The 25,717-nt window shown below is 67.4% G+C and carries 24 protein-coding genes and 1 tRNA gene; 7 read left to right on the forward strand and 18 right to left on the reverse strand.

Translation table 11 applies throughout. From position 1 onward, the window contains the following. Positions 1 to 6: 6 nt before the first annotated feature. From rpoB to NO878_RS08165, 3 genes are read right to left on the reverse strand one after another with little or no spacing between them, the layout of a single operon-like run. A complete protein-coding gene (gene rpoB, locus NO878_RS08155) occupies positions 7 to 1,833 on the reverse strand; it encodes a DNA-directed RNA polymerase subunit B (protein WP_256405501.1) in 1,827 nt (608 codons plus the stop codon). 1 nt (position 1,834) lies between these two features. Next, complete coding sequence (locus NO878_RS08160; protein ID WP_256405502.1) at positions 1,835 to 3,394, reverse strand: DNA-directed RNA polymerase subunit B''; 1,560 nt, start codon at positions 3,392 to 3,394, stop codon at positions 1,835 to 1,837. Beyond that, a complete protein-coding gene (locus NO878_RS08165; RefSeq protein ID WP_256405503.1) occupies positions 3,391 to 3,621 on the reverse strand; it encodes a DNA-directed RNA polymerase subunit H in 231 nt (76 codons plus the stop codon). Before NO878_RS08165 ends, NO878_RS08160 begins: the two co-directional genes overlap by 4 nt. Before the next feature lie 246 nt (positions 3,622 to 3,867). Between NO878_RS08165 and NO878_RS08170 the strand changes: the two genes are divergently transcribed. Then, a tRNA-Asp gene (locus NO878_RS08170) sits at positions 3,868 to 3,940 on the forward strand. Positions 3,941 to 4,268: 328 nt separating this feature from the next. On the opposite strand, the gene NO878_RS08175 is transcribed toward NO878_RS08170, so the two are convergent. Then, positions 4,269 to 5,300, reverse strand: a complete 1,032-nt coding sequence (locus NO878_RS08175; RefSeq protein ID WP_256405504.1) for an ATP-binding protein — start codon at positions 5,298 to 5,300, stop codon at positions 4,269 to 4,271. A 76-nt stretch (positions 5,301 to 5,376) separates the two neighbouring features. On the opposite strand from NO878_RS08175, the gene NO878_RS08180 reads away from it, so the two are divergent. Continuing rightward, positions 5,377 to 5,820, forward strand: coding sequence for a DUF7382 domain-containing protein (locus NO878_RS08180; protein ID WP_256405505.1), 444 nt, complete (start codon positions 5,377 to 5,379; stop codon positions 5,818 to 5,820). Positions 5,821 to 5,836: 16 nt separating this feature from the next. Here NO878_RS08180 and NO878_RS08185 read toward each other — a convergent pair whose 3' ends face one another. From NO878_RS08185 to NO878_RS08205, 5 genes are all read right to left on the reverse strand, one after another. After that, positions 5,837 to 6,610, reverse strand: coding sequence for a protein-L-isoaspartate O-methyltransferase family protein (locus NO878_RS08185; protein WP_256405506.1), 774 nt, complete (start codon positions 6,608 to 6,610; stop codon positions 5,837 to 5,839). Positions 6,611 to 6,764: 154 nt separating this feature from the next. Next, a complete protein-coding gene (locus tag NO878_RS08190) occupies positions 6,765 to 7,412 on the reverse strand; it encodes a protein-L-isoaspartate(D-aspartate) O-methyltransferase (RefSeq protein ID WP_256405507.1) in 648 nt (215 codons plus the stop codon). A 7-nt stretch (positions 7,413 to 7,419) separates the two neighbouring features. After that, entirely contained in the window at positions 7,420 to 8,082 is a 663-nt protein-coding gene (locus tag NO878_RS08195) for an HVO_0476 family zinc finger protein (RefSeq protein WP_256405508.1), read from the reverse strand. A 71-nt stretch (positions 8,083 to 8,153) separates the two neighbouring features. Further along, the gene (locus NO878_RS08200) at positions 8,154 to 10,328 is read right to left on the reverse strand and encodes an amino acid permease (protein ID WP_256405509.1); all 2,175 of its coding nucleotides are present in this window, start codon (positions 10,326 to 10,328) and stop codon (positions 8,154 to 8,156) included. After that, the gene (locus tag NO878_RS08205; RefSeq protein ID WP_256405510.1) at positions 10,325 to 10,777 is read right to left on the reverse strand and encodes an NAD-binding protein; all 453 of its coding nucleotides are present in this window, start codon (positions 10,775 to 10,777) and stop codon (positions 10,325 to 10,327) included. The genes NO878_RS08200 and NO878_RS08205 overlap by 4 nt, the downstream gene beginning before the upstream one ends. Positions 10,778 to 11,003: 226 nt before the next feature. On the opposite strand from NO878_RS08205, the gene NO878_RS08210 reads away from it, so the two are divergent. Further along, positions 11,004 to 11,495 (forward strand): Lrp/AsnC family transcriptional regulator, encoded by a 492-nt coding sequence (locus NO878_RS08210; RefSeq protein WP_256405511.1) that lies wholly within the window; start codon positions 11,004 to 11,006, stop codon positions 11,493 to 11,495. A 63-nt stretch (positions 11,496 to 11,558) separates the two neighbouring features. On the opposite strand, the gene NO878_RS08215 is transcribed toward NO878_RS08210, so the two are convergent. Continuing rightward, positions 11,559 to 12,509 (reverse strand): aminopeptidase, encoded by a 951-nt coding sequence (locus NO878_RS08215; protein WP_256405512.1) that lies wholly within the window; start codon positions 12,507 to 12,509, stop codon positions 11,559 to 11,561. A gap of 113 nt (positions 12,510 to 12,622) precedes the next feature. Between NO878_RS08215 and NO878_RS08220 the strand changes: the two genes are divergently transcribed. Next, positions 12,623 to 13,372 (forward strand): response regulator, encoded by a 750-nt coding sequence (locus tag NO878_RS08220; protein ID WP_256405513.1) that lies wholly within the window; start codon positions 12,623 to 12,625, stop codon positions 13,370 to 13,372. 50 nt (positions 13,373 to 13,422) lie between these two features. After that, positions 13,423 to 14,448: a type II glyceraldehyde-3-phosphate dehydrogenase gene (locus NO878_RS08225; RefSeq protein ID WP_256405514.1), complete on the forward strand. Its 1,026-nt coding sequence runs from the start codon at positions 13,423 to 13,425 to the stop codon at positions 14,446 to 14,448. A 120-nt stretch (positions 14,449 to 14,568) separates the two neighbouring features. Here the strand turns inward: NO878_RS08225 and NO878_RS08230 are convergent, their stop codons facing one another. Then, positions 14,569 to 15,780 carry a phosphoglycerate kinase gene (locus NO878_RS08230; protein WP_256405515.1) on the reverse strand — a complete coding sequence of 404 codons (1,212 nt, stop codon included), beginning with the start codon at positions 15,778 to 15,780 and terminating at the stop codon, positions 14,569 to 14,571. Positions 15,781 to 15,905: 125 nt separating this feature from the next. On the opposite strand from NO878_RS08230, the gene NO878_RS08235 reads away from it, so the two are divergent. After that, on the forward strand, positions 15,906 to 16,286 hold the full coding sequence (locus NO878_RS08235; RefSeq protein WP_256405516.1) for an Hsp20/alpha crystallin family protein: 381 nt from the start codon (positions 15,906 to 15,908) through the stop codon (positions 16,284 to 16,286). Here NO878_RS08235 and NO878_RS08240 read toward each other — a convergent pair whose 3' ends face one another. From NO878_RS08240 to nucS, 4 genes are all read right to left on the reverse strand, one after another. Next, positions 16,287 to 17,150 carry an ATP-grasp domain-containing protein gene (locus NO878_RS08240; protein ID WP_256405517.1) on the reverse strand — a complete coding sequence of 288 codons (864 nt, stop codon included), beginning with the start codon at positions 17,148 to 17,150 and terminating at the stop codon, positions 16,287 to 16,289. It abuts the gene before it with no gap. Positions 17,151 to 17,193: 43 nt separating this feature from the next. Next, positions 17,194 to 17,724: a 50S ribosomal protein L16 gene (locus NO878_RS08245; RefSeq protein ID WP_256405518.1), complete on the reverse strand. Its 531-nt coding sequence runs from the start codon at positions 17,722 to 17,724 to the stop codon at positions 17,194 to 17,196. Positions 17,725 to 17,797: 73 nt separating this feature from the next. Next, positions 17,798 to 20,491 carry a phosphoenolpyruvate carboxylase gene (gene ppc / locus NO878_RS08250; RefSeq protein ID WP_256405519.1) on the reverse strand — a complete coding sequence of 898 codons (2,694 nt, stop codon included), beginning with the start codon at positions 20,489 to 20,491 and terminating at the stop codon, positions 17,798 to 17,800. 100 nt (positions 20,492 to 20,591) lie between these two features. Beyond that, positions 20,592 to 21,338 (reverse strand): endonuclease NucS, encoded by a 747-nt coding sequence (gene nucS / locus NO878_RS08255; RefSeq protein WP_256405520.1) that lies wholly within the window; start codon positions 21,336 to 21,338, stop codon positions 20,592 to 20,594. Between the two features lie 102 nt (positions 21,339 to 21,440). Between nucS and NO878_RS08260 the strand changes: the two genes are divergently transcribed. Further along, positions 21,441 to 22,196: a DICT sensory domain-containing protein gene (locus NO878_RS08260; RefSeq protein WP_256405521.1), complete on the forward strand. Its 756-nt coding sequence runs from the start codon at positions 21,441 to 21,443 to the stop codon at positions 22,194 to 22,196. A 59-nt stretch (positions 22,197 to 22,255) separates the two neighbouring features. Here the strand turns inward: NO878_RS08260 and NO878_RS08265 are convergent, their stop codons facing one another. From NO878_RS08265 to NO878_RS08275, 3 genes are all read right to left on the reverse strand, one after another. After that, positions 22,256 to 22,834, reverse strand: coding sequence for a response regulator transcription factor (locus tag NO878_RS08265; RefSeq protein WP_256405522.1), 579 nt, complete (start codon positions 22,832 to 22,834; stop codon positions 22,256 to 22,258). Next, positions 22,831 to 24,453 carry a DUF7096 domain-containing protein gene (locus NO878_RS08270; protein ID WP_256405523.1) on the reverse strand — a complete coding sequence of 541 codons (1,623 nt, stop codon included), beginning with the start codon at positions 24,451 to 24,453 and terminating at the stop codon, positions 22,831 to 22,833. Before NO878_RS08270 ends, NO878_RS08265 begins: the two co-directional genes overlap by 4 nt. A gap of 128 nt (positions 24,454 to 24,581) precedes the next feature. Next, on the reverse strand, positions 24,582 to 25,703 hold the full coding sequence (locus NO878_RS08275; RefSeq protein ID WP_256405524.1) for a helix-turn-helix transcriptional regulator: 1,122 nt from the start codon (positions 25,701 to 25,703) through the stop codon (positions 24,582 to 24,584). Positions 25,704 to 25,717: the final 14 nt, after the last annotated feature.

Raw genomic sequence — 25,717 nt, forward strand, 5'->3', positions numbered from 1 at the left:
CATGGTTTACACTGCGTCCTCGAGTTCCAGCCGCGGTCGGATGCCGAGCGCCATCATCTCGTCGAGGAGGAGCTTGAACGCGTAGCTCACCTCGAGTTCGTGGATGTCGTCCTCGTCACCGGTGGAGGGGTCGTACACCCGGCGCTGGTCGGTGTCCTCGACGGCGACCATTCCGGTTTCGGCGCTGATGTAGACGCTCTCGCGGTCCGAGGAGTCGAGTAGACGCTCTTTGAGCGCCATCGCCGCTCCGTGACCGATCAGCACCTCACGTTCCATCTCGCCCACGCGCAGGCCGCCCTCGCGGGCGCGACCCTCGGTTGGCTGGCGGGTGAGCACCTGCACCGGCCCGCGGGAACGGGCGTGCAGTTTGTTGCTCACCATGTGGTAGAGTTTGTGATAGAAGATGGTCCCGACGAAGATTTCGGCCTCGATCTTTTCCCCGGTCACCCCGGAGTACATGATCTCCTTGCCCGAGGACTCGAAGCCGTGTTCCTCTAAGGCCCCGCGGAGATCCTCCTCGTCCTCGCCCTGGAAGGCGGTGCCGTCGACGCGGCGACCTTCGAGGGAGCCGACCTTGCCGCCCAGCATCTCCAGCACGTGGCCGACCGTCATCCGGGACGGGAGCGCGTGTGGGTTGAGCACCAGGTCGGGGACGAGACCCTCCTGGGTGAACGGCATGTCCTCCTGGGGCGCGAGGTGGCCGACGACGCCCTTCTGGCCGTGTCGGGACGCGAACTTGTCGCCGAGTTCGGGGATGCGTTCGTCGCGCACGCTCACCTTCGAGAGCTTCGACCCGTCCTCGCCTTCCATCAGCGTGACCGTGTCGACGACGCCGTCCTCGCCGCTCCGCATCGTGACGCTCGTCTCGCGGCGTTTCTGGGGCGACAGCCCGCCCATGTCGTCTGGCTCCTCGAGGAACCGGGGCGGACTCGTCTTGCCCAACAGGACCGAGTTCTCGTCGACCTTCGTCTCGGGGTTGACGAGGCCGTCCTCGTCGAGGTGGGTGTAGGCGTCCTCACCGCGGGCGCCGCGGACGTCCTGGCTGGGGACCTCGAAGCGGTCCTCCTGACCGCCCGGATAGCGGCGCTCCTCACCCTCGTAGGTCCGGAAGAAGTGCGAGCGGGCCAAGGCCCGGTCGACAGACCCCTTGTTCATGACGAGCGCGTCCTCGATGTTGAACCCCTCGTAGCTCATGACGGCGACGACGAAGTTCTGGGCCGCCGGCCGCTCGTCGAACCCGATCTGCTCGGTGGTCTGAGTCTTGACCATCGCCAGCTGCGGGTAATGCATCAGGTGCTGGCGTGTGTCCGGTCGAATCCGGTAGTTGGCCGCCGGCAGACCGAGCGACTGCTTCATCATCCCCGCGCCCATCGTGATCCGCGGCGAGGCGTTGTGCTCGGGATACGGAATCATCCCCGCGCCGATGCCGAAGATCAGCTGTGGGTCGATTTCCAGGTGGGTGTGGTCCTCGGTGAGTTCGTCCTCGTCGACGGCGACGTAGATGTCCTCCTCCTCTTCGGCGTCGATAAACTCGACGTAGCCGCGGTCGACGAGCTGTTCGAATTCGAGGTCCCCCGCGCTGACGGCCTCGATTTCGGCGTCCGAGAGGAGTGGTTCGCCGTCGTCGACGACGATCAGCGGCCGACGGGCGCGACCCGCGTCCGCGTTGATGATGACCTCGCGGGTCCGCTCCTTGATGGAGACGTTGACCATGTCGCTGACGTCGCCCCGGCGGCGCGCCTCGCGGATCTGTTCTGCGAGCTGTTCGGGGTCGGGATGGGTCCCGACCAAACTGCCGTTGACGTATACTTTCGCCTCGCGTGCCTGAGCCATGTTAATCCGCCATCGAGTCGACGCCTTCGATTCCGGGGATACCCTCGACCCCCATCGACGCCAGTTCGCGCTTGAGTCCCTGTTCGTCCTCCACGTTCTGGGAGAGCTCCATCGCCTGCGCGAAGTTCTTCACCAGTCCGCAGTTCGGACCCTCCGGCGTCTCGGAGGGACAGATGCGACCCCACTGGGTCGCGTGCAGGTCCCGCGCCTCGAAGTGAGGCTGGGACCGCGAGAGCGGCGAGCGCAGGCGCCGCAGGTGGGACAGCACACCCATGTAGTCGGTGCGGTCGACCAACTGAGAGACGCCGGACCGACCACCGACCCAGTTGCCCGTCGCGATGGGGTGTTCGAGGCGCTCGGTCAGCACGTCCGACCGGACGACCGTGTTGACCGTCAGCTGTCGGTTGCGCATGTTCGCGCGTTCGAGCTGGTATTTCACGTCGCGCGCCAGCTTGTTCAGCGCCGTCCGGAACAGGTCCCGCATCAGGTCGCCGCTTACCTTCAGGCGCTTGTTCGCGTAGTGGTCCTTGTCGTCGGCCTCGCGGCGCTCCAAGGCGAGTTCGAAACACGCCTCGGCCATCCGGCAGAGATAGTACGCCTTGTTGATCCGGACCTCCTCCTCGTCGACGCCCTCCTCGTGGAGGTGCGGCAGGAGATATCGGTCGATCACATAGTTGGCGCGTTTGAGCTGGTAGTTTTTCCCCTGGCCGCCGGCGACCCGCTTGCCGAGCGTCTCGATGGCTTCCTCCTCTGTCTGGACTTCGGCCATCTCCAAGTTCTCCAGCATGAACTTCACAATCTCGGGATCGTCGCTAACGCGGTGGACGATCTCCTCGTCGGATTCGAGGCCGAGCGCCCGAACCAACGTCACGAAGTCGACGCTCCCCGAAACGGAGGGGAACGAGACCTCGAGAATCCCCTCGCGGTTGCGCTCACAGAGCACCAGCGCGCGGTACCCGCGTCGCTGGCTGAACGTCTTGGCGACCTGGATCTCGTCGCCGTACTTCGTGTCGTACTCCGCGAGAATCTTGTTCGGTGCGAGGTCCTCGCTCGTCATCAGCACCCGCTCGGAGCCGTTGACGATGAAGTAGCCCCCCGGATCGACGGGGTCCTCGCCGATGTCGATCAGTTCCTCGCGGGTCAGCTCCGCGATGTTACACTTGCGGGAGCCGACCATGATCGGCATGCGGCCGACCTTCGTCTCGGTGGAGTCGACGACGACCTCCTCTTCTTCCTCGCCACCGCGGACGATGGCCATCTCCATGAACACCGGCGCGGCGTAGGTGATGTTGCGCAGGCGGGCCTCCTGTGGGTAGAGGAGTTCCTCGCTTCCGTCGGCTTCCCGCACTCGCGGGGTCTCTACGCGCACGTCGCCGAGTTCGACGAAGACCGGCTCTTGGCCCTCCTTGTCGCCGATGTCGGTCTCGATCCGCTCTTTCTCGTCGACGACTTCCTGCATCCCCCGGTCGAGGAAGGCGTTGAACGAGCGGAAGTGGTGTTCGGCGAGGCGTTCCTGTGAGAAATACTCCCGTGAGATGGTACGGCGGCTTTCTCGGTTCATTCGACCACCAGTCGGTACACTGTCGCTTGCTCCGTGGTTCGCGAATCGCGAACGATCTCGATCACGTCGCCGACCTCGGCGTCCTCGGGCAACGCGGGGTCGCTGGATTTGATCTTCGGCAGGTTGGTTTTGCTGACGTTGTACTCCGCCAGTACCTCGTCGACCCGGTCCGGGTCGTCGAGGACTGTATGCTCCGGAACCAGTTCGTGTTGGCTTACGTCTACCATGGATGTTCGGGTGGAGAAGTTATCACGAGATACTACGGCGCCATTGTACGGCCACGTATTTAACGCTTGCCAAGGAGCGCGACGCAAGGCTATTCAGCCCGCCGGCCCTGGCCGCCGAGCGATGCTCGATACGGGGTGACACACGCTCTCCCGGTACAAAACCATTCCGGCGCGCGGTACAACGGCACACGGCGTCCCGATATGGCAAGTCTTATTTTCCAGTCCCCGATTTGTATAGATGCGAAGGCCCGGATGGTGTAGTGGCCCATCATACGACCCTGTCACGGTCGTGACGCGGGTTCAAATCCCGCTCCGGGCGTTCTTCCCGATTTTACCCTTCCAGCGACGAGTATCCCGGAAGTCAGCTGACCGAATCGGAGACAGTTCTGGATTCACCGCTATCGGGCGTCCTGGGCCGCGAGAGCGGACCACGCCCACATCGACGACCCCGCCGGCACCGCCTCACCCCGCGACGAACGTGATGCCGAGACCGAGGAGGATGGCGAGGAGAATGAGCAAGAGTCCGTACAGCATGAATCGATCTGCGCCCTCCATTACCGAATCGTAGGGACTCCGAGGTGAAAACTCGTGTGTCACACCCCGGTCGTCGGGGGCATGTGTTCGGACTGCGGGACCGTACTGGCCGACTAGTCGGCGCGGTCGCTAGCCCGCGGATCGGCGCCGCGGTGGGGCGTCTCCCGGTGACGCACCTGTACGCCGTGGACCGCCTCGGTGGCGTCGTCGACGACGACGGCGCCGCCGGGGGTCGTCGGCAGGCGCTCGCGGAGCGGCGCCGAGAGGTAGGTCGGTGCGGCGGCCGCCAACGCCTCCACGTCGGCCGCGGCCGTCAGGCGGTGGGCGATCAGGAGGTCCGCCTGCGAGACGGCAACCGGTGGAAGCGCGCTCGGCCGTTGGGTGGCTGCGACCAGCGAGACGCCGGGAGTTCGACCCCGCGTCAGCACCGTCTCCAGTGCCGGTGCCGCAACACCGTCGAAGAAGGCGTGCCCCTCGTCGAGCAGGAGCCAGGGCAGGCGGTCGGGTGAGCGCGCGACACAGCGGTCGTACAGGCCGCGAGCGACGGCCCGGACCAGCGCCCCGGCGGCCCGGTCGTCGAGTCCCGCACAGTCGAGGACGGTCGCCGCTCCCGACAGCAGTGCGTCGGGTGTGAGACCGTCGGCGTCGAACACGCCCCAGGAGTCGGCGAGGTCGAGGTGATTCCGGGCGGCGCGGCGGACGTCGTCGGCGGCGGCCGCCGTCTCGACTCGCTCGACCATCGCAGAGAGGGTGTCGGCCGCCGCCGCAGCGTCCCAGAGCAAGCCGCCAACGGGACCGGTCGGAGAGAGGTCGAACAGCGCGGGCCAGGCGGGCGGCGGGAGCGTCGCCGCAGGAATCGTCGGCGCGCCGACGACCCGTGCCGGCACGGTGTCGCCGGCCGCGAGGCCGTCGAACCCGCCCATCGGGTCGACGACGACGGGGGCGACCCCCGCCGCCCGCGCCGCATCCTCGGCGAGAACGCCGAGCGTGTGTGACTTGCCGTAGCCCCGCTTGCCGACGATCAGCGCCGCGTGCGGGCGGTCCAAGTCGAGGCCGACCGTCGCGCCGTCGCTACCGTCGGCCGCGCGGTACCGCCCCAGTCGGACCGCCGGTCCTGGCCCGTCGTCGCGTCCGAGTACGTGCACGGCGGAGGATGGTCGCCCGACCGTTCCTAAATCTCCGTCCGGAGATTCAAATGCGAGGCCGGGGGCAGGCCGACCCGTGTTCGACTCGTTCAGAGCAGATCGGCGGGCCATCGAGGGGTTACCGATCAGGCTGGTCATCGCGCTGGTCATCGGCGTCGCCAGCCTGAGCGTCATGATGAACATGCTGACCGGGATCCAGGGGTTGTCGACGACGGAACTGGACGTCCGGCCGGAACCGGAGGTGGTGAGTCCCGGGGAGCGGTCGCTCGAACTGACGGTGGTCGGGGCTGACGGGTCGTCGGTCGCCGACGCGACGGTGATCGTCAAGGCCGGCAGCGCCGACCTCGACGGCGTCCGGACGGCCACGACCGGTGAGGACGGCACGGCAACGGTCGTGGCGGCGCCGAGTCTCCGGTCGAACCAGGACGAGGGGACACTGGTAATCGAGGTGAAACCGCCGGCTGGGAGCGGCTACGTCGACCGCCGGGGGAACGCGAAGATACTGGTGGTTCGGGGGTGACAGAGCGGGCGACCCGTCACCGGCGGTGGTGGCCACGGCCGCCGTCGAGTCGTTCGTCCCAGTCGATCCACTCCTGTTCCCACCCGGTCGGCGCGAAGTAGCCCTGCTCGGCGAACTCGCGGTCCTCGCGCTCGGTGCGGTTGCGGGTGACGCCTCCCGCCTGTTCGCCGTCGACGAGCAGCGGTGCGAGCGTCAGGGGGCCGAACTCCTCGACGACCGCGTACCCGTCGGCGGAGTCGTCGGGTTCGACGGCGACGAGCGTCGGATCGGGCGTCCCCATCGGCATCACGAGGCGACCGCCCGGAACGAGTTGATCGATCAGCGCACGCGGCGGGCGCACGGCCGCCGCCTCGACGACGACACGGTCGAACGGGGCGTACTCGGGGAAGCCGTCCGCACCGTCACGCTGGTCGACGAGGACACCCTCGTAGCCCGCCTGGCCGAGGTTGTGGCGCGCCTCGAGGACGAGACGGCGGGAGATGTCGACGGCGTGGACGCGTCGCTCGCCGACGAGTTCCGCGAGGAGGGCGGCCGTGTACCCGACGCCGGCGCCGACGACGAGGATGGTATCCTCGTCCTCGACGGCGAGTGCCTCGACGAGTCTGGCGACGGTTCGCGGTGCGAGAACCGCGGTCCCGGCGTGTTCGCCACGCCGGTCGTCGTAGGGTCGGTCCTCGACGAACGCGTGCCGGGGGACCGACCGCATGGCGACCCCGAGCGACTCGTCGAGGCCGCCGAGGGCATGATCGAGACCGTCGACCATGTCCTCGCGCAGCACCGTTTGGTCCATGCCGGGTCAAGGGAACGGGTGCTTATGCATCTATTGAAACCGAGGACCGCGGGGAGGGCGAGAACCGACGACGACCGGGGCCTCACTTGTCGCTGGCCCGGGCGGAGACGCTGTGATCCCCGAGAGGGATCAGATCGCCGTCTGCCGGCGTGGCTCAACTGTGCTCGCCCTGCATCGAGACGAACCGGACGCCGCCGTGAGTCTCGCGGTCGACCGTGCCGTCGGCCCGTCGGGTCAGTGCGACGAGTTTCTGCCGGCCGCGTCCGACCGGGCCGACGACGCGACCGCCGGGGTGTACCTGCTCGACGACGGGCGCGGGGAGCGACGCGGGCGCACACGTGAGATACGCTCCGCCGTAGGGAGCATGGTCCGGCCAGCCATCGTGGCCGTCGCCCACGCGGACGCGAACGTCGTCACCGTAGCCCAAGCGGGCGAGTCGGTCCCGCGCCTCGCGCGCGAGCGTGGGTTCGTACTCAACGCTGTAGACGGTCCCGTCACCGATCACCTCGCTCGTCACCGCGGCGTGGTAGCCACAGCCGGTCCCGATTTCGAGGACGTCCTCTCCCGGGTCGGGCGCGAGGAGATCCGTCATCATCGCCACCATGTGTGGGGCACTGATTGTCTGACCCGCCCCGATAGGAAGGGGCCGGTCGTCGTAGGCCGCGTCGCGGTGCTCCGCAGGGACGAACTCGTGACGGGGGACGGCACGCATCGCCCGTTCGGTCTCGGGGCGGTCGATCCGTCCGGCCTCGATCAGCCGGTCGACGAGAGCGTCGCGGGCGCGGTCAAAGTCGGTGGGCATGCCTCGGTTACCACGCCGACCACGCGGCGGAGGTGACGTCGCGGCCGTACACCCGTTTTGTATCCTTCGCGAACACGCTATCGCCGTCGTGATCGAGTTTCTCGAAGCGGTACTCGGGGGCGTCGTCGCGCACCTGGACGCCGGTGATCTCGAACTCCTCGTCCCCGAAGGTCGCCGTCTCGCCGACGACGAACTCGTGGTCGCCGGGAACCGAGACGGCGACGCTCCGAGAGTCGTCTCGCCGCCCGTCGTTGGGGTGGACGGTCACGTTGACACGGACGTTGTCGACGGCGCGCGTCCACAGTGTCGCGATGTCCTCGACCGTCGCCTCCTCAACGCGCGTATCGCCCGCTACCTCGATGGACGTGACCCGCGCCTGCATGATCGCCTCCGGCGTCTCGACGACGAACTCGTCGCCAACGGCGACCGTGTCGGCTGGCGGCGCGTCGACGGTCGTCGACAGCGATTCGTCGTCCTGCGAGACGATCACGTCGAGTTCGACCTCGCGGGGCGGGTCGTACTGTTCCTTGTGGACGTGATCACAGGCCGTACAGCGGACGGTGACCTGCCCGCCGGGTTTCAACACCTCGTGGACGGTCGGTTCCGTCGTCGAACAGGAGGGACAGGCGAGTGCGACGCGGTCGCCCGCGTCGGGTCCGGGATGGCTCATACCCAATCGTAGCCGGTCAGGCGGTAAAAATCCGCCCTTCCGACGACGGCGTGCGTCGGCCCCCGACGGCGTCAGAAGACAAACCGTTCGAGTAGCCGCCGGGGAAGCGGCGGTCGACGGTCGGCCTCCGGATAGACGGTGACGGTCGTACAGCCGGGGTTCGGGACCTTGGGCCGGTCGTCGAACAGGACGGTCCGGAGCCGGTGGTCGGCGCCGGCCCGGACGAGTAGGTCGGGCCGGGTGCGGCCACCACCGTCGGTCCGAACGGCTTCGGACTGGACGGGGACCGAGAGCAGCGACGACAGCTCGGACTGATACTCGTCGACCGTCCGGCTGTGTCGGGTCGTGGCCCCCTCGTCTGGGTACCAGAGTGCGATCCGGCCGTCGTTGGCCGTTGCGACGGCGTCGGCCAGCGTCACGGCACGCGATTCGTACGGCCCGCCGTCACCCGAGAGCGCGACGTGTGTCGGGGCGTCGTAGCCCACGTTGTCCACAAGGAGAACCTCACAGGGCGCGTGCCGGACGACCCAGTCGACGGGGTCGCCCAGCAGGCGCGAGCGGAGGCGGAGCGGTTCGTGTTCGGCGAGGATGGCGTCCATGCTGTGGTGGTCGGCGAAGTTGACGATGGCGTGTTTGGTGTCGTGGCTGACGACCTCGTCGGCTTCGACCGCAACGTCAAACTCCGCGGCAAGCGCCTCAACGCGGGCCTCGAAGGAGTGATCGGCCGGTGACTGGACGGTCGCGTCCTCGGTGAGGGGGGCTTGGTCGGGAATCTCGTCGAATCGGACGACGACCACGCGCCCGTCGTGTGGCCGGACGACGTCCGCCGCCAGTGCGACGAGCGAGCGTTCCCGCTCCGCGCCGACGGCCTTCGTCAGCGCGACGAGCACCTCGTGGGTGTCCTCGGCGGTGGCGGATTCGACGTCCGCGAGCGCGTCCCGGCCCACCTGTCGGCGGATCGCGTCGGTGGCGACCCCCTCGCGGCGCACCCGCGGGCGGACGTAGAGGAAGTACCAGGCGATGCTCCCGACCGTGATCACGAGGGCGCCGAGGAGCGCGACGGTCCCCATCTGGGTCAACAGGAGCACGCCGGTGATAGCCCCGAAAATCTGCATCCACGGGTACAGCGGCGACGTGAACGCGGGGTCGTAGTCGGCGTTGCCCTCGCGGAAGGCGACGACCGCGACGTTGATCAGGGCGAAGACGATGATCTGGAAGGCGCTGGCCAGTTTCGCGATTTCGAGGATCGGGACGAAGGCGATGAGCGCGAGCAACACCGCGCCCGTGAGCGTGATCGAGGTAACCGGCGTCCCGAACCGGTCGCTGACCGTCGAGAGCGACGGTGGCGCCAGCTTGTCCCGACTCATCGCGAAGGGATACCGCGACGAGGAGAGGATGCCGGCGTTGGCCGTCGAGACGAGCGCGAGGATGGCCGCGAGGATGACCGCGACGACGCCCGCCTCGCCGAGAGTCACCTCGGCGGCGACGGCGACCGGCGTCAGCGACCCCGCGACGCTTCCGGGGTCGGTGATACCGACGAGAACGGCCACGATAGCCACGTATAGCACAGTCGTGAACGCGAGCGATCCCAAGATGCCGAGGGGAATGTTCCGGCCGGGGTCCTCGACCTCCTCGGCGATGCTCGCCACCTTGGTGACGCCGGCGTAGGAGACGAACACGAGACCGGTCGCGGCGAGGAGGCCACCGAGACCGGAGCCGAAGAAGTTCGCGTAGTTGGTCGACTGGACGGTCGGCGCACTCCCCGCGGCGAACCAGCCCAGCGCCGCCAGCATGACGACGACGATGGCGACCTGGAGGCGGCCGGTCTGTTTCGCACCGACAATGTTGACCAAGATCAGGACCCCTGCAAGCCCGAGCGCCACCGGCTTCAGGGGGAGATCGAACAGCAAGAGGAGATACGGGACGCCGCCGACGAGCGCGAGCGCACCCTTGAACGAGAGCGAAAACCAGGTGCCGACGCCGGCCACGGTCCCGAGCAACGGGCCCATGCCGCGCTCGATGTAGATGTAGGTCCCGCCGGCCTCGGGCATCGCGGTGGCCATCTCCGACTTCGAGAGAGCGGCCGGAACCACCAGCAGCCCCGCGAGTAGATACGCAAGGACAACCGCGGGGCCGGCGATTTCGAGGGCGAGCGCCGGCAGAATGAAGATACCACTCCCGATCATCGCACCGATGCTGATCGCGAGCACGGAGGGTAGGCCGAGGTCGCGTTCGAGTTCCTTCATGAGTGTTCGTACGCCGGTCGCGTCAGTTCGTCCACGAGGACAGCCGAGAGGACGGTCGTCACGCAGAACGGATCGTGACCGGCGGCGGCGACGGGGTCGTGACGGTCGGGGTCGTTCACCCGGACGACGACGTCGGTGGCGTCGAAGTGGGTCTGGACGAGTTGGGCGAGCAGAAGGTTCCGCTCGTCCCGCGGTGTCGCGACGATCACGGTCGAATCGGTGTCGATGTCGGCCGCCTCCAACTGCCGCAGGTCCGTCGGATCACCGCGGACGGTGCGGTGGTCGGCCGCGTCGGCCGCGTCGCCGATGGCCGTGACGGCGTGTCCGTCGGCGTGCAGGCGCCGGGCGATGGTTTCGGCGACGGGGCCGCTACCGAGGACACAGAAGTGTCCCTCGGGGTTGTCGCCGGTCGTTTCGTCGGTCGAGCGTCGGAGCGGACGTATGGTCATGGCGGCCTCCTGTGGGGCTGGGGTCGGTCGTCGCAGCGACGTGGGCACACCCACCGTAGATCACGGAAGCACATAAGCTAGCGGATTCAATCGACGATCCGTCGATATATCACGCATATACATCAAGTTCCGTCACCAGTTAGGCGCGTGGCGTCGGCGGGCGGCGCCGTCGGTGGCGGGCGGGGCGACGAACACGCATAAGTCGCGGTGCCGAGAGGGTACATCCATGAAAGATGGGGAACTGGACGCCATCGACCGGTCCATCCTCTACTATCTCCAGCAGGACGCTCGGCGGACGTCGTCGAGCGACATCGCGGAGAAACTCGACCTCTCTCCGAGTACCGTTCGAACGCGACTCGGCAAACTAGAGGAGAGCGGAATCATCCGAGGGTATCACATCGATATCGACTACGACCTGGCGGGCTACCCGCTGTACACGAAGATCATCTGCACGGCGCCGGTCACGGAGCGGGACGTACTCGCGAACGCGGCCCGGAAAGTACACGGAGTCACGGCCGTCCGTGAGATCATGACCGGCAAGCGAAACGTGTACGTAAACGCCATCGGAGAGAACCACGACGACCTCAACCGGATCGCCGGCGAACTCGACGAACTCGGCCTCGACATCGTCGACGAACAGATCATCCGCGACGAGTACGTCTGCCCGTATCATGGATTCCTCGACGACGATGACGCGACCCTCGACGACGAGGCGTGACGACGCGCCGTCGGAACGGGAGCGGCCACGCACGGGGATGCGACCCCCGTGGTGCGCACGGTCTCAGCGCTCGACCGACGGGAGTTCCACGGCCGTCCCGTCGGCGTACACTGTCGGGTTCCGGATGATGCCGTCGAGGTGAAGCGGCGCCTCTGTGTCGCCGCCGATGCTCGCGTCGTCGCCGATAGCGACGTGGACCGTCCCCGCGGCCTTCTCGTCGAGGAGGACGGAGCCGACGAGGGCGGTCACGCCGACGTTGGTGCCGATACCGAGTTCGGCGAGGTTGGCGGCGTCGCGGCCGACCTGTTCGCGCCCCGCCTCGACTTGCTCTCGGACGGCGTCGTCGGAGATGTGGGTGACGTAGCCGTCCTCGACCTCGAACCGGATCGGCTCCTCGATCAGCCCGTGAGGCATCATCGTCCCGTCGACGACGTACGTTCCGTTGGCCGTCTCGGGGCTGACGAACACTTCGCCGGCCGGTAGGTTGGAGAAGTCGCCGCCCTCGTGGACCATCCCGGTGTCGGTGAGCCACGACCGACCACCAGGCGCGACCGTGAGGTCGGTGCCAGCGGGCGTTGTCACCCGAATCTCGTCGGCGTCCGCGACGCGGTCGCGTACCGCACGGCAGTGCCGGGCGATGGTCTCGTAGTCGGCGTCCAGTCCCGCGATCATCACCTCCTCGGTGATGCCCGGAAGGGTCGCCACGCGGGCGCCGGCGTCGGTCGCATGCTTGCGGGCCCGAGTGTGGCTCAGGCTCTTTGTCGTCGGCGCGAGCGCCACGTCCGTGTCGGCCATCGCCGCCGCCACGGGCGCGGGCGGTTCGGTCCCGTGTTGTTCGCCCGGCGGGTATCGGAGGAGCACCGCGTCGTCGGTCACCTCGCGGGCAACCTCGTAGAGCGTTTCGCCGATGTGGCGGCGCTTGTCGTCAGTGACGACGACACAGGACTCACCGGCCTCCACGGCCATACACTGGTGAACGGCCGTCTCGGCGGCCTCGCGGAGTGTGTCGGACATGGTCGAAGTCACGGGCGGGCGTCGGTTAGCCCTTTCCGTCGTCACGGCAACCCGGGCGTCAGAGAGCGAGCGACCGGCGGAAGCACTATTCACATCTGGTCCTTATGCGGGCCATGGCCGTCCCGATCCAGGTCCTCCACGTCGACGACGATTCGGACTTCCTGGCGGTGGCGTCGACGTTCCTCGAACGCGCGGACGAGCGATTCGCCGTCGAGACGGCGACGGGCGTCGCCGAGGCACTCGGCCGACTCGACACGGAGGACATCGACTGTGTCGTCTCGGATTACGACATGCCCGGCCAGAACGGTATCGAATTCCTAGAGGCGGTCCGCGAGAACTGTCCGAAGCTTCCCTTCGTCCTCTTTACCGGCCGCGGGTCGGAGGACATCGCGAGTCGCGCCATCTCGGCTGGCGTCACCGAGTACCTCCAGAAGGGTGGAGGGACCGACCAGTATACCATCCTCGCCAACCGGATTGCGAACAGCGTTCGCGCGTTTCGCGCCGAAACGGCGGTAAGTCGGACGGAAGAGCGCTATCACAACCTCGTCGACACGGCACCGATTCCGATCATCGTCTTCGACCGCGATGGGGTGATGGTCTACTCGAACGACGCCGCCGTCGACTTCCTGAACGCCGACTCGCACGTGGACTTGGAGGGGTCGTCGTTCACCGACTTCCTCCACCCGGCGGACCGGGAGCGAGCGGGCGACCGATTCGACCGCCTCATGAGCGAGGGCGTGTCGCTCCCCGAAGCCGAATTTCGGCTCCGAGCAATCGACGGCGAGATCAAGGTCGCGACCGTCGCGACCGCACCTGGATACTACCGGGGGGAGCGGGTCGCACAGGCGATGGCGTACCGGTAGGGTGGGCATAGCTCGAAACGATTATCACCGTCGCCCATCGACTCCGCGATATGACACAGGTCGGCGTCAACGGGTACGGAACCATCGGCAAACGCGTCGCGGACGCGGTCACGGCACAACCGGACATGGAACTCGCCGGCGTGGCCAAGACGCGACCGAACTTCGAGGCGGAGACGGCCACGCGCAAGGGCTATCCGCTCTACGCGGCCGTTCCCGAACGCGCCGATCAGTTCGGCGAAGCGGGACTCGACATCGCCGGCGAGGTGGACGAACTGGTCGCCGCCGCCGACGTGATCGTCGACTGTACACCGTCCGGGATCGGTGCCGAAAACCGCTCGCTCTACCGCGAACACGACACGCCAGCCATCTTCCAGGGCGGCGAGGACGCGGACGTCGCTGACGTGAGCTTCAACGCCCGCGCCAACTACGAGAACGCCGTCGGCGCCGACTCCGCGCGCGTCGTCTCCTGTAACACCACGGGACTGTCTCGCATCCTCGCGCCGCTCGACGAGACGTACGGTGTCGAGAAGGCACGCGTCACGCTGGTCCGCCGCGGGGGCGACCCCGGACAGACCGGCCGCGGCCCAATCGACGACATTCTCCCCGACCCGGTGACCATCCCCTCCCACCACGGCCCGGACGTGAACACGATCTTCCCGGATCTGAACATCGATACGCTCGGGATGAAGGTGCCGGCGACGCTGATGCACACCCACAGCGTCAACGTGACGCTAGAATCGGACGCGACCGCCGCGGCGGTACGTGACCTGTTTGCCGACGAGACCCGCCTCTTCCAGATCCCCGCGGACGCGGACATCGACGGTGCGGGCAAGCTCAAGGAGTTCGCCCACGACGCCGGCCGTCCCCGGGGCGACCTCTGGGAGAACTGCATCTGGTCGGAGTCGATCACCGTCGAGGAACGCGACCTCTATCTCTTCCAAGCGATCCATCAAGAAAGCGACGTGGTGCCCGAGAACATCGACGCGGTCCGGGCGCTCACCGGCACCGCCGACGCCGCGGAGAGCATGGCGACCACCGCAGACGCAATGGGCGTCGGCATCGACTACGGTCGATAGAACTGAGCGACGTCGCCGACCTCACCGCTCGAACGCCAGGTCGGGGGAGCGAACGACGTGCTCCTGTTCGGGGTCAGAGTAGACGCAAGGCGCGAAGCGCTCCGCCGTCAGTCGGCAGGGTCAGCGGTCACGACAGTTTTCAGCCAGCGCCTCGACCGCAGGGAGGGTCTGTCCGGTGAGCGCCCGGACGTAGGCGCCGCCGGCGATGGACACGTGAGAGAAGTAGTCCTCTTCGAGACCGTAGAGTTCGATAGCCCGAGAGGTGTCGCCACCGCCGATGACCGAAAAGCAGTCCGTCGAGGCGATGGATTCGAGGACGCCGACGGTCCCGTCGGAAAAGCGTTCGTCCTCGAAGACCCCGAGGGCACCCTTCACGAAGACGGCCGCGGAGTCCTCGATGATCTCGCCGTAGTCGGCGATAGTGCTGGCCCCCACGTCGAGCAACGGGTGGGTCTTCGCCACGCCCTCGATGGGCATCTCGGCCCGGTCGTCGTCGTGTTCGTACGCCAGATCGACGGGGAGGTGGATGCGGTCGTCCCGCTCCGCGAGGAGTTCGCGGATGCGGTCCGCGTTGTCCGCCCACTGGTGGTCGTACAGTTCGCCGTCGTCCACGTCGTAGCCGACGTCGTGGCCGGCCGCGCGGAGGAAGAGTTCGCCGACGATTCCGCCGAGCAGGTAGTGATCGATTTCGTCGTCGAGCGCCGACATCACGTCGATGACGTCGGTCGCCTTCGCGCCGCCGAGTACCATCGTCACGGGGCCGTCGAATTCCCGGCTGGCGATGCTGGTGTTGGCCTCGTACTCCGACTCCATGACGCGCCCGGCATAGGCGGGAAGGCGGCGCGGGAAGCCGACGAGCGAGGCGTGTGCGCGGTGGGCCGCGGAGTAGGCGTCGTTCACGTAACAGTCGACCTCGGGGGCGAGCGCCCGAACGAAGGCACTGTCGGCGTGTTCCGCGGGAGTCTTCTCCGGAAGTTCATCCTCGGACATCCGGACGTTTTCGAGCATGAGGACCTCGCCGGCGCCGAGATCACGGACGGCCGCGATGGCCCGGTCACCGTGGACGTCGTCGACGAACGCAACGGGTGTCCCGACGTACTCGGCCAGAAGGTCAGCGTGTTGGTCGAGTGAGACGAAGGAGTCGCGGCCCGGCCGCCCCTGGTGGGCCATGACGACGACACGGTGTCCGGACTCGACGAGTTCGTGAACGGTCCGGGCGTGGCGTGTAAACCGCCGGTTGTCCTTGACGATACCGTCCTCGACCGGCGAGTTGAGATCCAACCGGACGAGGACGCGTTTCCCGGACCCGAGATCGTCGAGCGTCTTGAACATGTGCCTCGTCACGTCGATAATCGGGCGAGTACTTCAAACGGCCGATTCCCCGGACGGGCGTGTGATATCCTCACGTGGGAGTTGGCGACAGAAAGTTTTTGACCGCGAACGGCCTAGGACTGTCCATGAGAGGCGACGACCGCGACGACCCGTTCGGCGACATCTTTGACGAGATCGAACGGATGATGAACGAGATGACGGGAGCGACCGGTCCTGTCGGTGACGGCTCTGGATTCAGCTCCGAGACTCACGTCGACGTCTACGACGAGTCGGCGCAGGTGCGACTCGTCGCCGACCTGCCCGGCGTCGAAAAGGGGGGAATCGAGTTGCAGTGTGACGGCGAAACCCTCACCATCAGCGCCGCCTCCCCGCACCGCGAGTACGACGAGCGCATCCGCCTTCCCACCCGCGTCGACGAACACTCCGCGTCGGCCACGTTCAACAACGGCATCCTAGAGGTCACTATGGACAAGCTTGGCGACTCCGCCGCCATCGACGTCGAGTAGCTACTCCTCGGCGGTTCGCCGAATCAGCCCGGCCAGTCGGTCGTAGAAGTCCGGCACGTACTTCGTCGCGGCGTCGACTGTCGGCCGCGCGTTCGTCTCCGCGACGACCGCCCGGTCGTCGGTAACCAGCAGATCCACACCCAGATACGACGCACCGAGCGTGTCGGCCGTCCGTTCGGCCAGTCGCCGGAGGTCCGGGTCGAGATCGACCCCGGTCGCCTCGGCACCCCGGTGGACGTTGTGTTTCCACCGCCCAGCCGCCCGGTCGTCCGCAGGAAGGTGTCGCTCCACCGCTCCCGCGTACGTCCCGTCGACGACCATCACCCGATAGTCGCGGGCGTCGGGGAGATACTCCTGCAGGAGGAATGTCTTGTCGCCGGTGGCGCGGTAGTCGTGGACCAGATCCAGGTAGTCGATCACGCCGAGCAACGAGTCGAGATCTGTCGCCTTCGTCACGCCCGTGCCACGGGTCGTCGAGTTGGGTTTGACGACGACCGGCCAGGAGAGGCTGGCGGCGGCGTCGGCGACGGCCTCGGCGTCGACGGGGCTCGATACCATCGTCGTCTCGGGGACGGGGAGTCCCGCGGCACCGAGCGCCGCGAGGACGCCACCCTTGTTCCGCGAGGTCAGGACCGTCCCGCGTCCGTTCACCCACGGGATGGCGTACAGCGCCGACAGCGCGGTCCCCGCCTGCGTTCGCGAGGGAAAGACAAAGCCAGCGTCGAACCGCTCGTCCGGGGGTGTCGAGAGGTCGATAGTCCGCCCCTCCGCGGGGAGATGTGTGACCGCGATGTCGCGGTCGGCGAGCGGGTCGCGCACCCGGTCGAAGGTTTCGGCGCGGGTCGTCACCGCGAGGCGAAGCATACCCCCAGTGACGGCGGCGCGGAGAAAAGTCCGAGGGTCCGACTCAGGCGACCAGCAGTTTCTCGCCCTTCTCGACGACGATGCGGCAGGGAGGCGAGATCTTGTTGTACGAGCGACGGAAGGCGTCCTTGACCGTGGCGGCGTCCTCGGGGTCGCAGTAACAGGTGAAGACCGTCTCGTTGGCGTTGATGCGGGCGGCAGTGCCGACCGGCTTACCGAACGCCTGTCGCATCCCGTCGGAGACACGGTCCGCACCCGCACCCGTCGCCTGCTTGTTCTCGCGGATGACGTGGTGGGGGAACTTCCGGAGGACCATCTTGTAGTTCTCCTGGCCGACCTCTTTCAGGAGGCGTCGGTTGGCCGACAGCCGCGAAGCTTCGAGCGCACCGTGGCGGATCTGACACTCCTCCTCGACTTCGAGGCTGATGTGGACCGGGTAGTCGTGGGGGTCGGTCTGGAGGTTACCCATGTTGTGCTGTGCAATCTTGGAGCCCGGGATGCCCGTGATGTACTCGCGTCGCGTGTACGGGCGCTTGCTGAGTTCCCGGTACATGGAGGCCGGTTTGTCTGACATGGTTACTTGGCGTAGCTGAGGCCGAGGCGGCGAATAAAGCCTTCGATGCCGTGCGACGCCGGCCAGCGGGCGCCTAGCCCGTGCTCTTCATCCCCGCAGCGATCCCCTTGACCGTCAGGCGGAGCGTCCGCTCCTCAGAGGGGGTGCGGTCGTCCCGGGCGAGCAACCGCGTCTGCAACAGGTTCAGCGGGTCAACGTAGGGGTTGCGCCGGTCGAGGCTCTCGCGAAGCCACTCCTCGCGAAGCAGATCATCGCGGTCCGAGATGCTCAGCGCGAGGTCGGTCGCCCGCTCGTACTCGCCGCTGATCCGCGGGAAGAACCGCTCGCGCAACTCGGAGGGGGCAAGCCCCGCGTACACCTCCGCAATCTCCATGTCCGTCCGTGCCATCGACTGGGCGGCGTTGTCGAGCGTGGTCTTGAAGAAGGGCCAGCGGTCGTACATCTCCTGAAGGGTCTCCATCGACCCACCGTCGTCGAGGTAGGCGTCGATGCCGGTCGCGAGGCCGTACCACCCCGGGATGATACACCGGGACTGCGTCCACGAGAACACCCACGGGATGGCCCGGAGGTCCTCGACGGTCCGCTCGTCGGACCGGGAGGCCGGCCGTGATCCGAGGTTGAGATCCTCGATGACCGTGATGGGGGTTGCCGTCTCGAAGTACGGGATGAATCCCTCGGTGTCGAGGAGGTCCTGATAGGCGTCTCTGGCGGCCGTGGCCATCGTCTCCATCGCCTCGGTCCACGCGTCGGGTGTCTCCTCGACCGGCCCCTCCATCGACCGGTGGCGGGTGCGCATCTGGGCGTCGAGCATCCGTTCGAGGTTCCGCTCGGCGATCCGCGGGTTGCCGTACTTCTCGGCGATTGCCTCGCCCTGTTCGGTGAACTTGATCTCGCCGGTGATCGTCTCGGTCGGGAGGGCGAGCATCGCCTCGTGCATCGGGCCGCCGCCGCGGGAGATTGAGCCACCACGCCCGTGGAACAGGCGCATCTGCACGTCGAACTCGTCGGTGATGCGGGCGAGGCGCCGCTGGTTCCGGTAGAGGTCCCAGTTGGCCGCTAGGAAGCCGTTTTCCTTGTTCGAGTCGGAGTAGCCCAGCATGATCTCCTGGGTGCCACCCCGGCAGTCGAGGGCCGCAGCGTACGCCTCGTTCTCGAACAGCGTTCCCATGATGCGCCGGGCGCCGTCGAGGGCGCTCTCCGTCTCCAGCAGCGGCACCACATCGAGACCGCTGTACGCCGGCAGATCCACCACGTCCGCCTGATCCGCCAGGAACAACACCTCAAGGACGTGGCTCGGCTCCTCGGTCATGCTGATGCAGTAGGTGTCGATGGCGTCGGCGCCGTACTCCCGTTGCCAGCGCCGGAGCGCCTCGAACCGCTCGCAGACGCGTGCCGTCGTCTCGCTCACGTCGCCCGGTTCCCCCAGGTCGACCACCGTCGCGTCTTGGGTGATCGCCTCGGTGAGCACCTCGACCCGGCCGTCCTCGTCCCGGTCGTGATAGTCGATGCCCTGTCCCGCCAGTAGTTCGCCGACTGCCTCGGTGTGGTTCTGCTGGTGGTCGCGCAAGTCGAGGCTGGCAAGCGAGAAGCCGAACGTGTCGACCTTCCGAATCAGGGGTGCGACGTAGGCGTCGGCGATAGATTCGGCGTCGTTCAACCGCAGGCTCGCGTCGATGGCCGCTAGGTCGTCGACCAGTTCGTCGGCGTCGGTGTAGCCGCCGGGGCGCACGTCACCGACCCGTTCGAGTCGCTCGCGCATCAGCTTCAGCTTCTGGCGATAGAACTCGTGGGGGTAGCGCTCCTCGGCCTCGCTGGCCACCGTGGGCAGTCGGTCGCGGTCGGCGACGAGCGACTCCTCGAACTGCTCGCCGGGCGTGATCCAGGCGGCGTCTTGGCTGAGGACGCCCGAGAGCCGTTTCAACTCCGCGCGATACTTCGAGAGAACGACCGAGCGCTGACGGTCGAGCGTCTGGCTCGTCACGTCGACGGTCACCGAGGGGTTGCCGTCGCGGTCGCTCCCCGCCCACGACCGGAACTCGAAGAGCTTGGGCACGTCCACCTCCGGGTACGACTCGGCGAGGATGTCTTCGAGTTCGGCGTACACGTCGCCCACCACGTCGAAGAGCGTGTTCTCCAGGTACCACTGGACGTTACGCGCCTCGTCTTCGGGTTCGGGCGCTCGGTCGCGAACCTGCGGGGTCTGCCACAGGCTCGTCACCTCCGCCTCTAAGCGGTCCCAAGACTGTCGGCGCTCGGCGTCGGTCAGTCGGCGCTCGTCCAGCCCTTCGAGCAGGGTCGTGATCGCCCGGAGTTTTGCCTTGATCGTCTTCCGGTGGGCCTCGGTCGGATGGGCGGTGAAGGTCGGCTGAATGAGGACGTCGTCGAGCACCTGTTGGACCGTCTCGGCGTCGGCCTCCGCCTCGACGAGTGCGGCGACTGTCGCCCGCTGGCTGTCCGCGAGGCCGCCCTCCTGGGCGCTTCGGCGGATAGCGCGAACTCGCTCGCGTTCCTCGGCGAGGTTGATGAGTTCGAAGTACGCGGAAAACGCCCGCGCGGCCGCCCCTTCGAGGTCGGTATCGAGCGATCCAAGCGTCGTTCGCAGCGGCTCGCGCGACGGCAGGCTCCCCTCGCGGTAGTCGATGGCCGCGGTGCGGAGTTCCTCGACTGCCTCGAACGCCTGCGTGGAGGACTGCGCCTCCAGCACGTCGCCGAGGAGTTCGCCGAGTTCCCGGACGTCCTGTCGGACGGTTCGGTGGTGGAGATCCATCGAACGTGGGTATTGAGACCACACACATTAAACGCCGGGATGGGGTGGTATTGACGCCTCTGGCGCGGACTCGTCGTGATCGTTCGTGTCGGACCGTCGGCTACGGCGCCGAGTCGTCGGGGGGGCGGCCGGTCGTCGGATCGAGTGCGACAAAGTCCAATCCGTCGCGTTCCAACAGCGACGCGGCGCGGTCGGTGACCGACGGGGCGACGAGGACGCCACGGATCGTCGTGTCGGCGCCGAACTCGCGTTCGAGCGCGTCGACGTAGCGGCGGAGTTGGCCGACAGCGTCCGGCCCGACCCGCCGACGCTTCAACTCGACGGCGACCGGCCGGCCGGACGCGTCCTCGCCGAAGACGTCCATCGGGCCGGCCGTCGTCTCGCGTTCCGTCGCCAACGGCTCGAATCCGGGTTCGATCCGCTCGGGATTGGCGACGACGTGTTCCTTGAGGTCGGCCTCGCTCCCCCGCAAGTCGAGGTCGTCGGGGTCGGTCACGTCGTAGGCGACGAGGTGGTGGACGCGGTCGAAGCGCACGTCGAGGAGTTCCTCGGGCGAGCGACGGACGCTCCGCACGCGCAGGCGACCGTCGCGGACGCTCGCGAAGTGATCACAGCCCGGCGGTTGCCAGTTGACCGGCGTCCGCCCCTCGTCGGTGTGGACGAGCGCCGAGCCGTCGGGTTTGAGCAAGAGGAGGCGATCACCGGCGCCGAGACTGCTCGACGCCCGGCCGTCGTATTCGACGGAACACCGTCCGAAGACGGTGATCAGGTCGCCGCGCCGGAAGGCGTCTTCGAGGGAGGCGAGTGCGTCCCGGTGGGCCGGGCGATGGAGTGTGGTGACCGTCATCCGTCGCCGGCCGTACGGCGGCGCCGGGGAAAAGGGGTGTGTCGGCGCAGCCAGCGGAACGGCATAAAAGCACAAATAGCGGCCGCCCCTCTACACGAGCGAATGGGGCTGTTCGAACTCATCGCGGCGGTCGAGGCGGAAGAAAAGACCCTGACGGTGTTCAACCCAGAAGCGGGCGTGGCGACGGCGCTCCGCGAACACTTCGTCGACCGCAATCTCACCATCGAACGGGCGGAGAGCGACGCTGGGCCCCACAACTACGCGGTGCTGAGCCGCGACAACGACTTCCTCGCCGCCGTCGACGTGGGCGACGTGCTCGAGTCGACGAACGGCGTCACCCCGGAGTTCACCCGAGAAAACTACGAGACCGTTCTCGACGAACTCGAAGAGACGCTGTTTACCTCCTACGACACCGAGCGCATGGTGGCGGCCTCGAAGGAAATCGAGGACCGTGCCTGGCGCGGCGCGAACGGTGAACTCCACGCTGGCTTCCAGACCTGCGGGCGCTTTGCCTCGCAGGCCGACGTGTACGCGCACCTGGCCGACCGGGGCGACCTCGCGGTCCACGTCTACGCACACCCCGAGGGCTGCGACGAACTCGACGGCGTCGGGGCGGCGAACCTCCACGTCTCGACGGCGACGGAAATCCACGACTCGTGGTTCGTCGCCTACGACGGCGGCGGCGTCGACGCCATGAAGTGTGCGCTGTTGGCCGAAGAGCGACTGCCGGGATCGTTCTACGGCTTCTGGACGTACGACCCGGAGACCGTCGACGAGGTGATCGAGCACCTCTGGACCACCCACGGAAGCCCCGAAGCCGACGGCACCACGCCCGACGGCGGGTGCGGCGGGACCTGATACCGACCGTCGGCCCCAACAGCGCTCGCGGCGGTCTACCACGAAGTCGCACGCGGATACTACGAATCGACCAAGTCGTCGTGGCCGCCGTCCGCAAGCGCCCGGTTCAGATACGGGTCGTCCAGCGGCCGGTAGTCAATCCGTGCGGCGAGAGACGACAGTTCGGCCTCGAAGGCGGTGTAGATCGGATCGGCACGGAGCACCGACTGTGACTCCGATTCGAGCAGAGCCGCCCGCTTCGAGAGTTTCTCGACGTACCGGTCGACCGTCTCGGGGAACGCCTCCCGCCGGAGCAACGATTCGACCATGTCGACGAACTCGTCCCGCGAAACCGGCTTGGTGAGGTAGGCGTCGATGTCGAGGTTGACGATGTCGACGTCCGGCGTGGCCGCCGTCACGAACGCGGTCCGCGGACCCGAGTCGTCACGGAGGGCATCGAGCACCTCGTCGCCCGAAACCCGTGGCATGTGTCGGTCGAGGATCACCACGTCCAGGTCGCCCTCGCCACAGCGGTCGAGCGCCGCCGCGCCACAACCCGCGAGAACGACCACGACGGCGATGTCGTCGAGCCACGTCGCATAGAGGTCCAGTAGCTCAGGTTCGTCGTCGGCGATCAGAACGCGAGGCGTGTCGGTCATCGCCCGCCACCCCCGGCGTTCCCGTTCCCGCCAGAGCCACCGTTTCCACCGGAGCCACCGTTTCCACCGGAGCCACCGTTTCCACCGGAGCCACCGTTTCCACCGGAGCCACCGTTTCCACCGGAGCCACCGTTCCCGCCAGAGCCGCCGCCGCTGTTTCCGCTCCCGCCGCTGTTTCCGCTAGAGCCACCGTTGCCACCGCCGCTCCCGGCGCCGTCGCCGCCACTCCCGGAATCACCCGAGCTATCGCCGCTTCCCGAGTTTCCTGCATCACCTGAGTTGCCTCCGTCGCCCGAATTGCTTGTGCTATCGTCGTTTCCTGAGCTTCCGGCGTCGTCCGAACTGCCTCCGTTACCCGAATTACTTGTGCTATCGTCGTTTCCCGAGTTTCCGGCGTCGTCCGAACTTCCTCCGTCGCCTGAATTGCCCGGGCTATCGTCGTTTCCCGAATTGCCTGCGTCGTCCGAATTGCCGCCATTGCCCGAGCTACCGGCACCTTCACCGTTTCCCGAATTATCTGCGTCGTCCGAATTGCCGCCATTGCCCGAGCTACCGGCACCTTCACCGTTTCCAGAGTTGCCTGCGTTCCCCGAGTTATCCGCACCTTCACCGTTTCCAGAGTTGCCTGCATTCCCCGAGTTACCGGCGCCCTCACCGTTTCCAGAGTTGCCTGCGTTCCCCGAGTTATCCGCACCTTCACCGTTTCCCGAATTGCCTGCGTTCCCCGAGTTCCCCCGAGCGTCGTCCTCGGGTGGGCCAGCCGTCGCGGATCGATTGTTCGTCTCGGTTCCGTTACCTCGGTCCTCGGGCGGGCCAGCCGTCGCGGACCGATTGTTCGTCTCGGTTCCGTTGCCTCGGTCCTCGGGCGGGCCACGCTCCTCCGGCGGGCCGGTGTCCTCGTCACCGCCTTGGGCGGGCGCTGGCAACTCACTGGGACCGCGTTCGGGGTCCATCTCCCGACCGGGGTTCTCGCCGGCGATGTCGCGTGCCATCTCGGCGACCTCCGGCCCTTGCAGTTCGTCGGCGTTCTCCCGCAGTCGGTCGAGTTCGGTCCGGTTCACGCCGGCGGAGGCGAGCGTCTCGTTGGGGAGGTCCTCGGACACCTCCGTGTTCGCCTCGATCCGGGTCTGAAGCGAGCGAACCTGAGCGCTGGTCACGGCCATCCGGGCGCGAAACTCCCCGGTCGAGAGCTCGCCGGAGCGGTGTCGCTGGCGGAGGCGCTCCTGACGTTCGCGGAGGTCGGTGAGTCGGTCGCGGATCCGGTTGACGTCCGACGCGACCACGGCCGCCTTCGAGTCGTTGGAGCCGGCACGGGAGACACGAGTCGACAGCGACCGTTCGTCCATCTCGCCCTCGATTTCAGCGCCCTGGACGCCGACAACGCCGGCGAGTCGCTGGCCCGGCGCGACAGAGTCGCTGTTGTTCGTCGTGCCCTCTTCGGGCGTGTCGTTCCGTACTCCGGCATCGTCGTCGGTCGTCTGTGGCAACAACTCGTCGGCCGTCGTGTGCCCCGTGGGCGACGCCGGTGACCCCAGCGCCGACGCCGGCACCGTCGCCGCCCCGACGACGGCGATGACGGCAAGCGCGAACACGACGACGTCCGGAACGTCTCTGCTCATCTTGGCGCTCACTACGCGGCTAAGGTGGATAAACCACGACGAACCTGAAACACCGTTAACCCGGATTAAACCGTGGTTAGGCCGAGCCTGAACGCTTTCAAGCCGCCCGATTCCCGGCGGCTGACGGATCAGTCCTCGTCCGGAAGCTTCAGAACGTTCTCGCGACCGAGGCGGAAACCTTCGAGTGCGCCATCGTCCCGCAGGTCGCGGACGATCTGGCTCGTCCGGGCCTCGGTCCAGTCGAACGCCTCGACGATTTCCTGTTGTTTGACACGGCCGCCCTGTTCCCTGACGAACTGGAGGACGCGCTCCTCGTTGCTCAGGAGGTCCTCACGCTCCGATTCGGAGGCAACCCCGGTGTCGGCACCATCGCCGTCGTCGGTGGCGACGCGACCCCCCTCGTCCGCGTCGGCGGCGCTCGCCACGGGACCGGACGCGCCGCGGAATCGGTCGCGGTACCGCCACGCCACCCCGCCGACGAGCGCGACCAACAGGCCGAGACCGAGCACCGAGGACGGGCCGGTGCCGTCGTCCGATGCGGCGGTCGACTGGCCGCCGGCACCGTCGGCACCGGCGGCGGTCGGGGTGGCCGTAGCGGTCGGCGTCGCGGGTTCGAGGACGAGTGTCGGTTCGCCGGAGACGAAACTCGTCTCGGCGCCGCGCCAGACGGCGGCGTTAGTCCGGCGCTCGTCGGGGTCCGGCGTCGCTTGGGCCGTGGTGTAGCCCGCGGGCCACTCGATGGCGAGACGGGTCCGCTCGTCGAGGAAGAGCCCCTCGATGGCGTCACCGACCTGGACGGTGTCGCCGTCCAGGCTGGCGAACCCCTCCCAGCGGAAGGTGTAAGAGACGACGCCGTACTGTGGCGGGGTCCGCGTCTCGGCGCTCACCGCGAAGTCGGTCGCGTTCATCTCGCGGCCGGTCGCGTTCTCGGCCGCCGACACCGTCGAACGCATCCGTGCGGCGAACCGGCCGGAGTAGTTCCCCGAATTTGCCCGGATGTCCGCCTGGAGTGACTCGAAGGCGGCCGTGGTATTCTCGTCGTCGAGACGCGTCCAGTACTGGACGGTCCACGTCGCGGACCCATTCGGGTCGACCGAGACGATGAGTCGAACCGAATCGGTGTCGACGCCCTGCTGGAAGGTTGGCCCCGAGGCCATCTGCGCCGGCGATGTCGGCCGCTCGGTGAGCGCGACGACACCGATCCCCGGGATAGCCGCGACGGCGAGCATGGCGACGGCGACGACGGTCACGACCCGACCAGGCG

Origin of the sequence: Haloplanus ruber (genome assembly GCF_024494725.1) — an archaeon.
Classification (GTDB): domain Archaea; phylum Halobacteriota; class Halobacteria; order Halobacteriales; family Haloferacaceae; genus Haloplanus; species Haloplanus ruber.

Coding starts and splice junctions, on each gene's coding strand:
- NO878_RS08260 (WP_256405521.1), top strand. CDS start 21,441: ATGGGGCTGTTCGAACTCATCGCGGCGGTCGAGGCGGAAGAAAAGACC.
- NO878_RS08185 (WP_256405506.1), bottom strand. CDS start 6,610: ATGGACCAAACGGTGCTGCGCGAGGACATGGTCGACGGTCTCGATCAT.
- NO878_RS08200 (WP_256405509.1), bottom strand. CDS start 10,328: ATGAAGGAACTCGAACGCGACCTCGGCCTACCCTCCGTGCTCGCGATC.
- rpoB (WP_256405501.1), bottom strand. CDS start 1,833: ATGGCTCAGGCACGCGAGGCGAAAGTATACGTCAACGGCAGTTTGGTC.
- NO878_RS08160 (WP_256405502.1), bottom strand. CDS start 3,394: ATGAACCGAGAAAGCCGCCGTACCATCTCACGGGAGTATTTCTCACAG.
- NO878_RS08235 (WP_256405516.1), top strand. CDS start 15,906: ATGAGAGGCGACGACCGCGACGACCCGTTCGGCGACATCTTTGACGAG.
- NO878_RS08225 (WP_256405514.1), top strand. CDS start 13,423: ATGACACAGGTCGGCGTCAACGGGTACGGAACCATCGGCAAACGCGTC.
- NO878_RS08220 (WP_256405513.1), top strand. CDS start 12,623: ATGGCCGTCCCGATCCAGGTCCTCCACGTCGACGACGATTCGGACTTC.
- NO878_RS08195 (WP_256405508.1), bottom strand. CDS start 8,082: ATGAGCCATCCCGGACCCGACGCGGGCGACCGCGTCGCACTCGCCTGT.
- nucS (WP_256405520.1), bottom strand. CDS start 21,338: ATGACGGTCACCACACTCCATCGCCCGGCCCACCGGGACGCACTCGCC.
- NO878_RS08210 (WP_256405511.1), top strand. CDS start 11,004: ATGAAAGATGGGGAACTGGACGCCATCGACCGGTCCATCCTCTACTAT.
- NO878_RS08205 (WP_256405510.1), bottom strand. CDS start 10,777: ATGACCATACGTCCGCTCCGACGCTCGACCGACGAAACGACCGGCGAC.
- NO878_RS08230 (WP_256405515.1), bottom strand. CDS start 15,780: ATGTTCAAGACGCTCGACGATCTCGGGTCCGGGAAACGCGTCCTCGTC.
- NO878_RS08245 (WP_256405518.1), bottom strand. CDS start 17,724: ATGTCAGACAAACCGGCCTCCATGTACCGGGAACTCAGCAAGCGCCCG.
- NO878_RS08240 (WP_256405517.1), bottom strand. CDS start 17,150: ATGCTTCGCCTCGCGGTGACGACCCGCGCCGAAACCTTCGACCGGGTG.
- NO878_RS08165 (WP_256405503.1), bottom strand. CDS start 3,621: ATGGTAGACGTAAGCCAACACGAACTGGTTCCGGAGCATACAGTCCTC.
- ppc (WP_256405519.1), bottom strand. CDS start 20,491: ATGGATCTCCACCACCGAACCGTCCGACAGGACGTCCGGGAACTCGGC.
- NO878_RS08215 (WP_256405512.1), bottom strand. CDS start 12,509: ATGTCCGACACACTCCGCGAGGCCGCCGAGACGGCCGTTCACCAGTGT.
- NO878_RS08265 (WP_256405522.1), bottom strand. CDS start 22,834: ATGACCGACACGCCTCGCGTTCTGATCGCCGACGACGAACCTGAGCTA.
- NO878_RS08270 (WP_256405523.1), bottom strand. CDS start 24,453: ATGAGCAGAGACGTTCCGGACGTCGTCGTGTTCGCGCTTGCCGTCATC.
- NO878_RS08190 (WP_256405507.1), bottom strand. CDS start 7,412: ATGCCCACCGACTTTGACCGCGCCCGCGACGCTCTCGTCGACCGGCTG.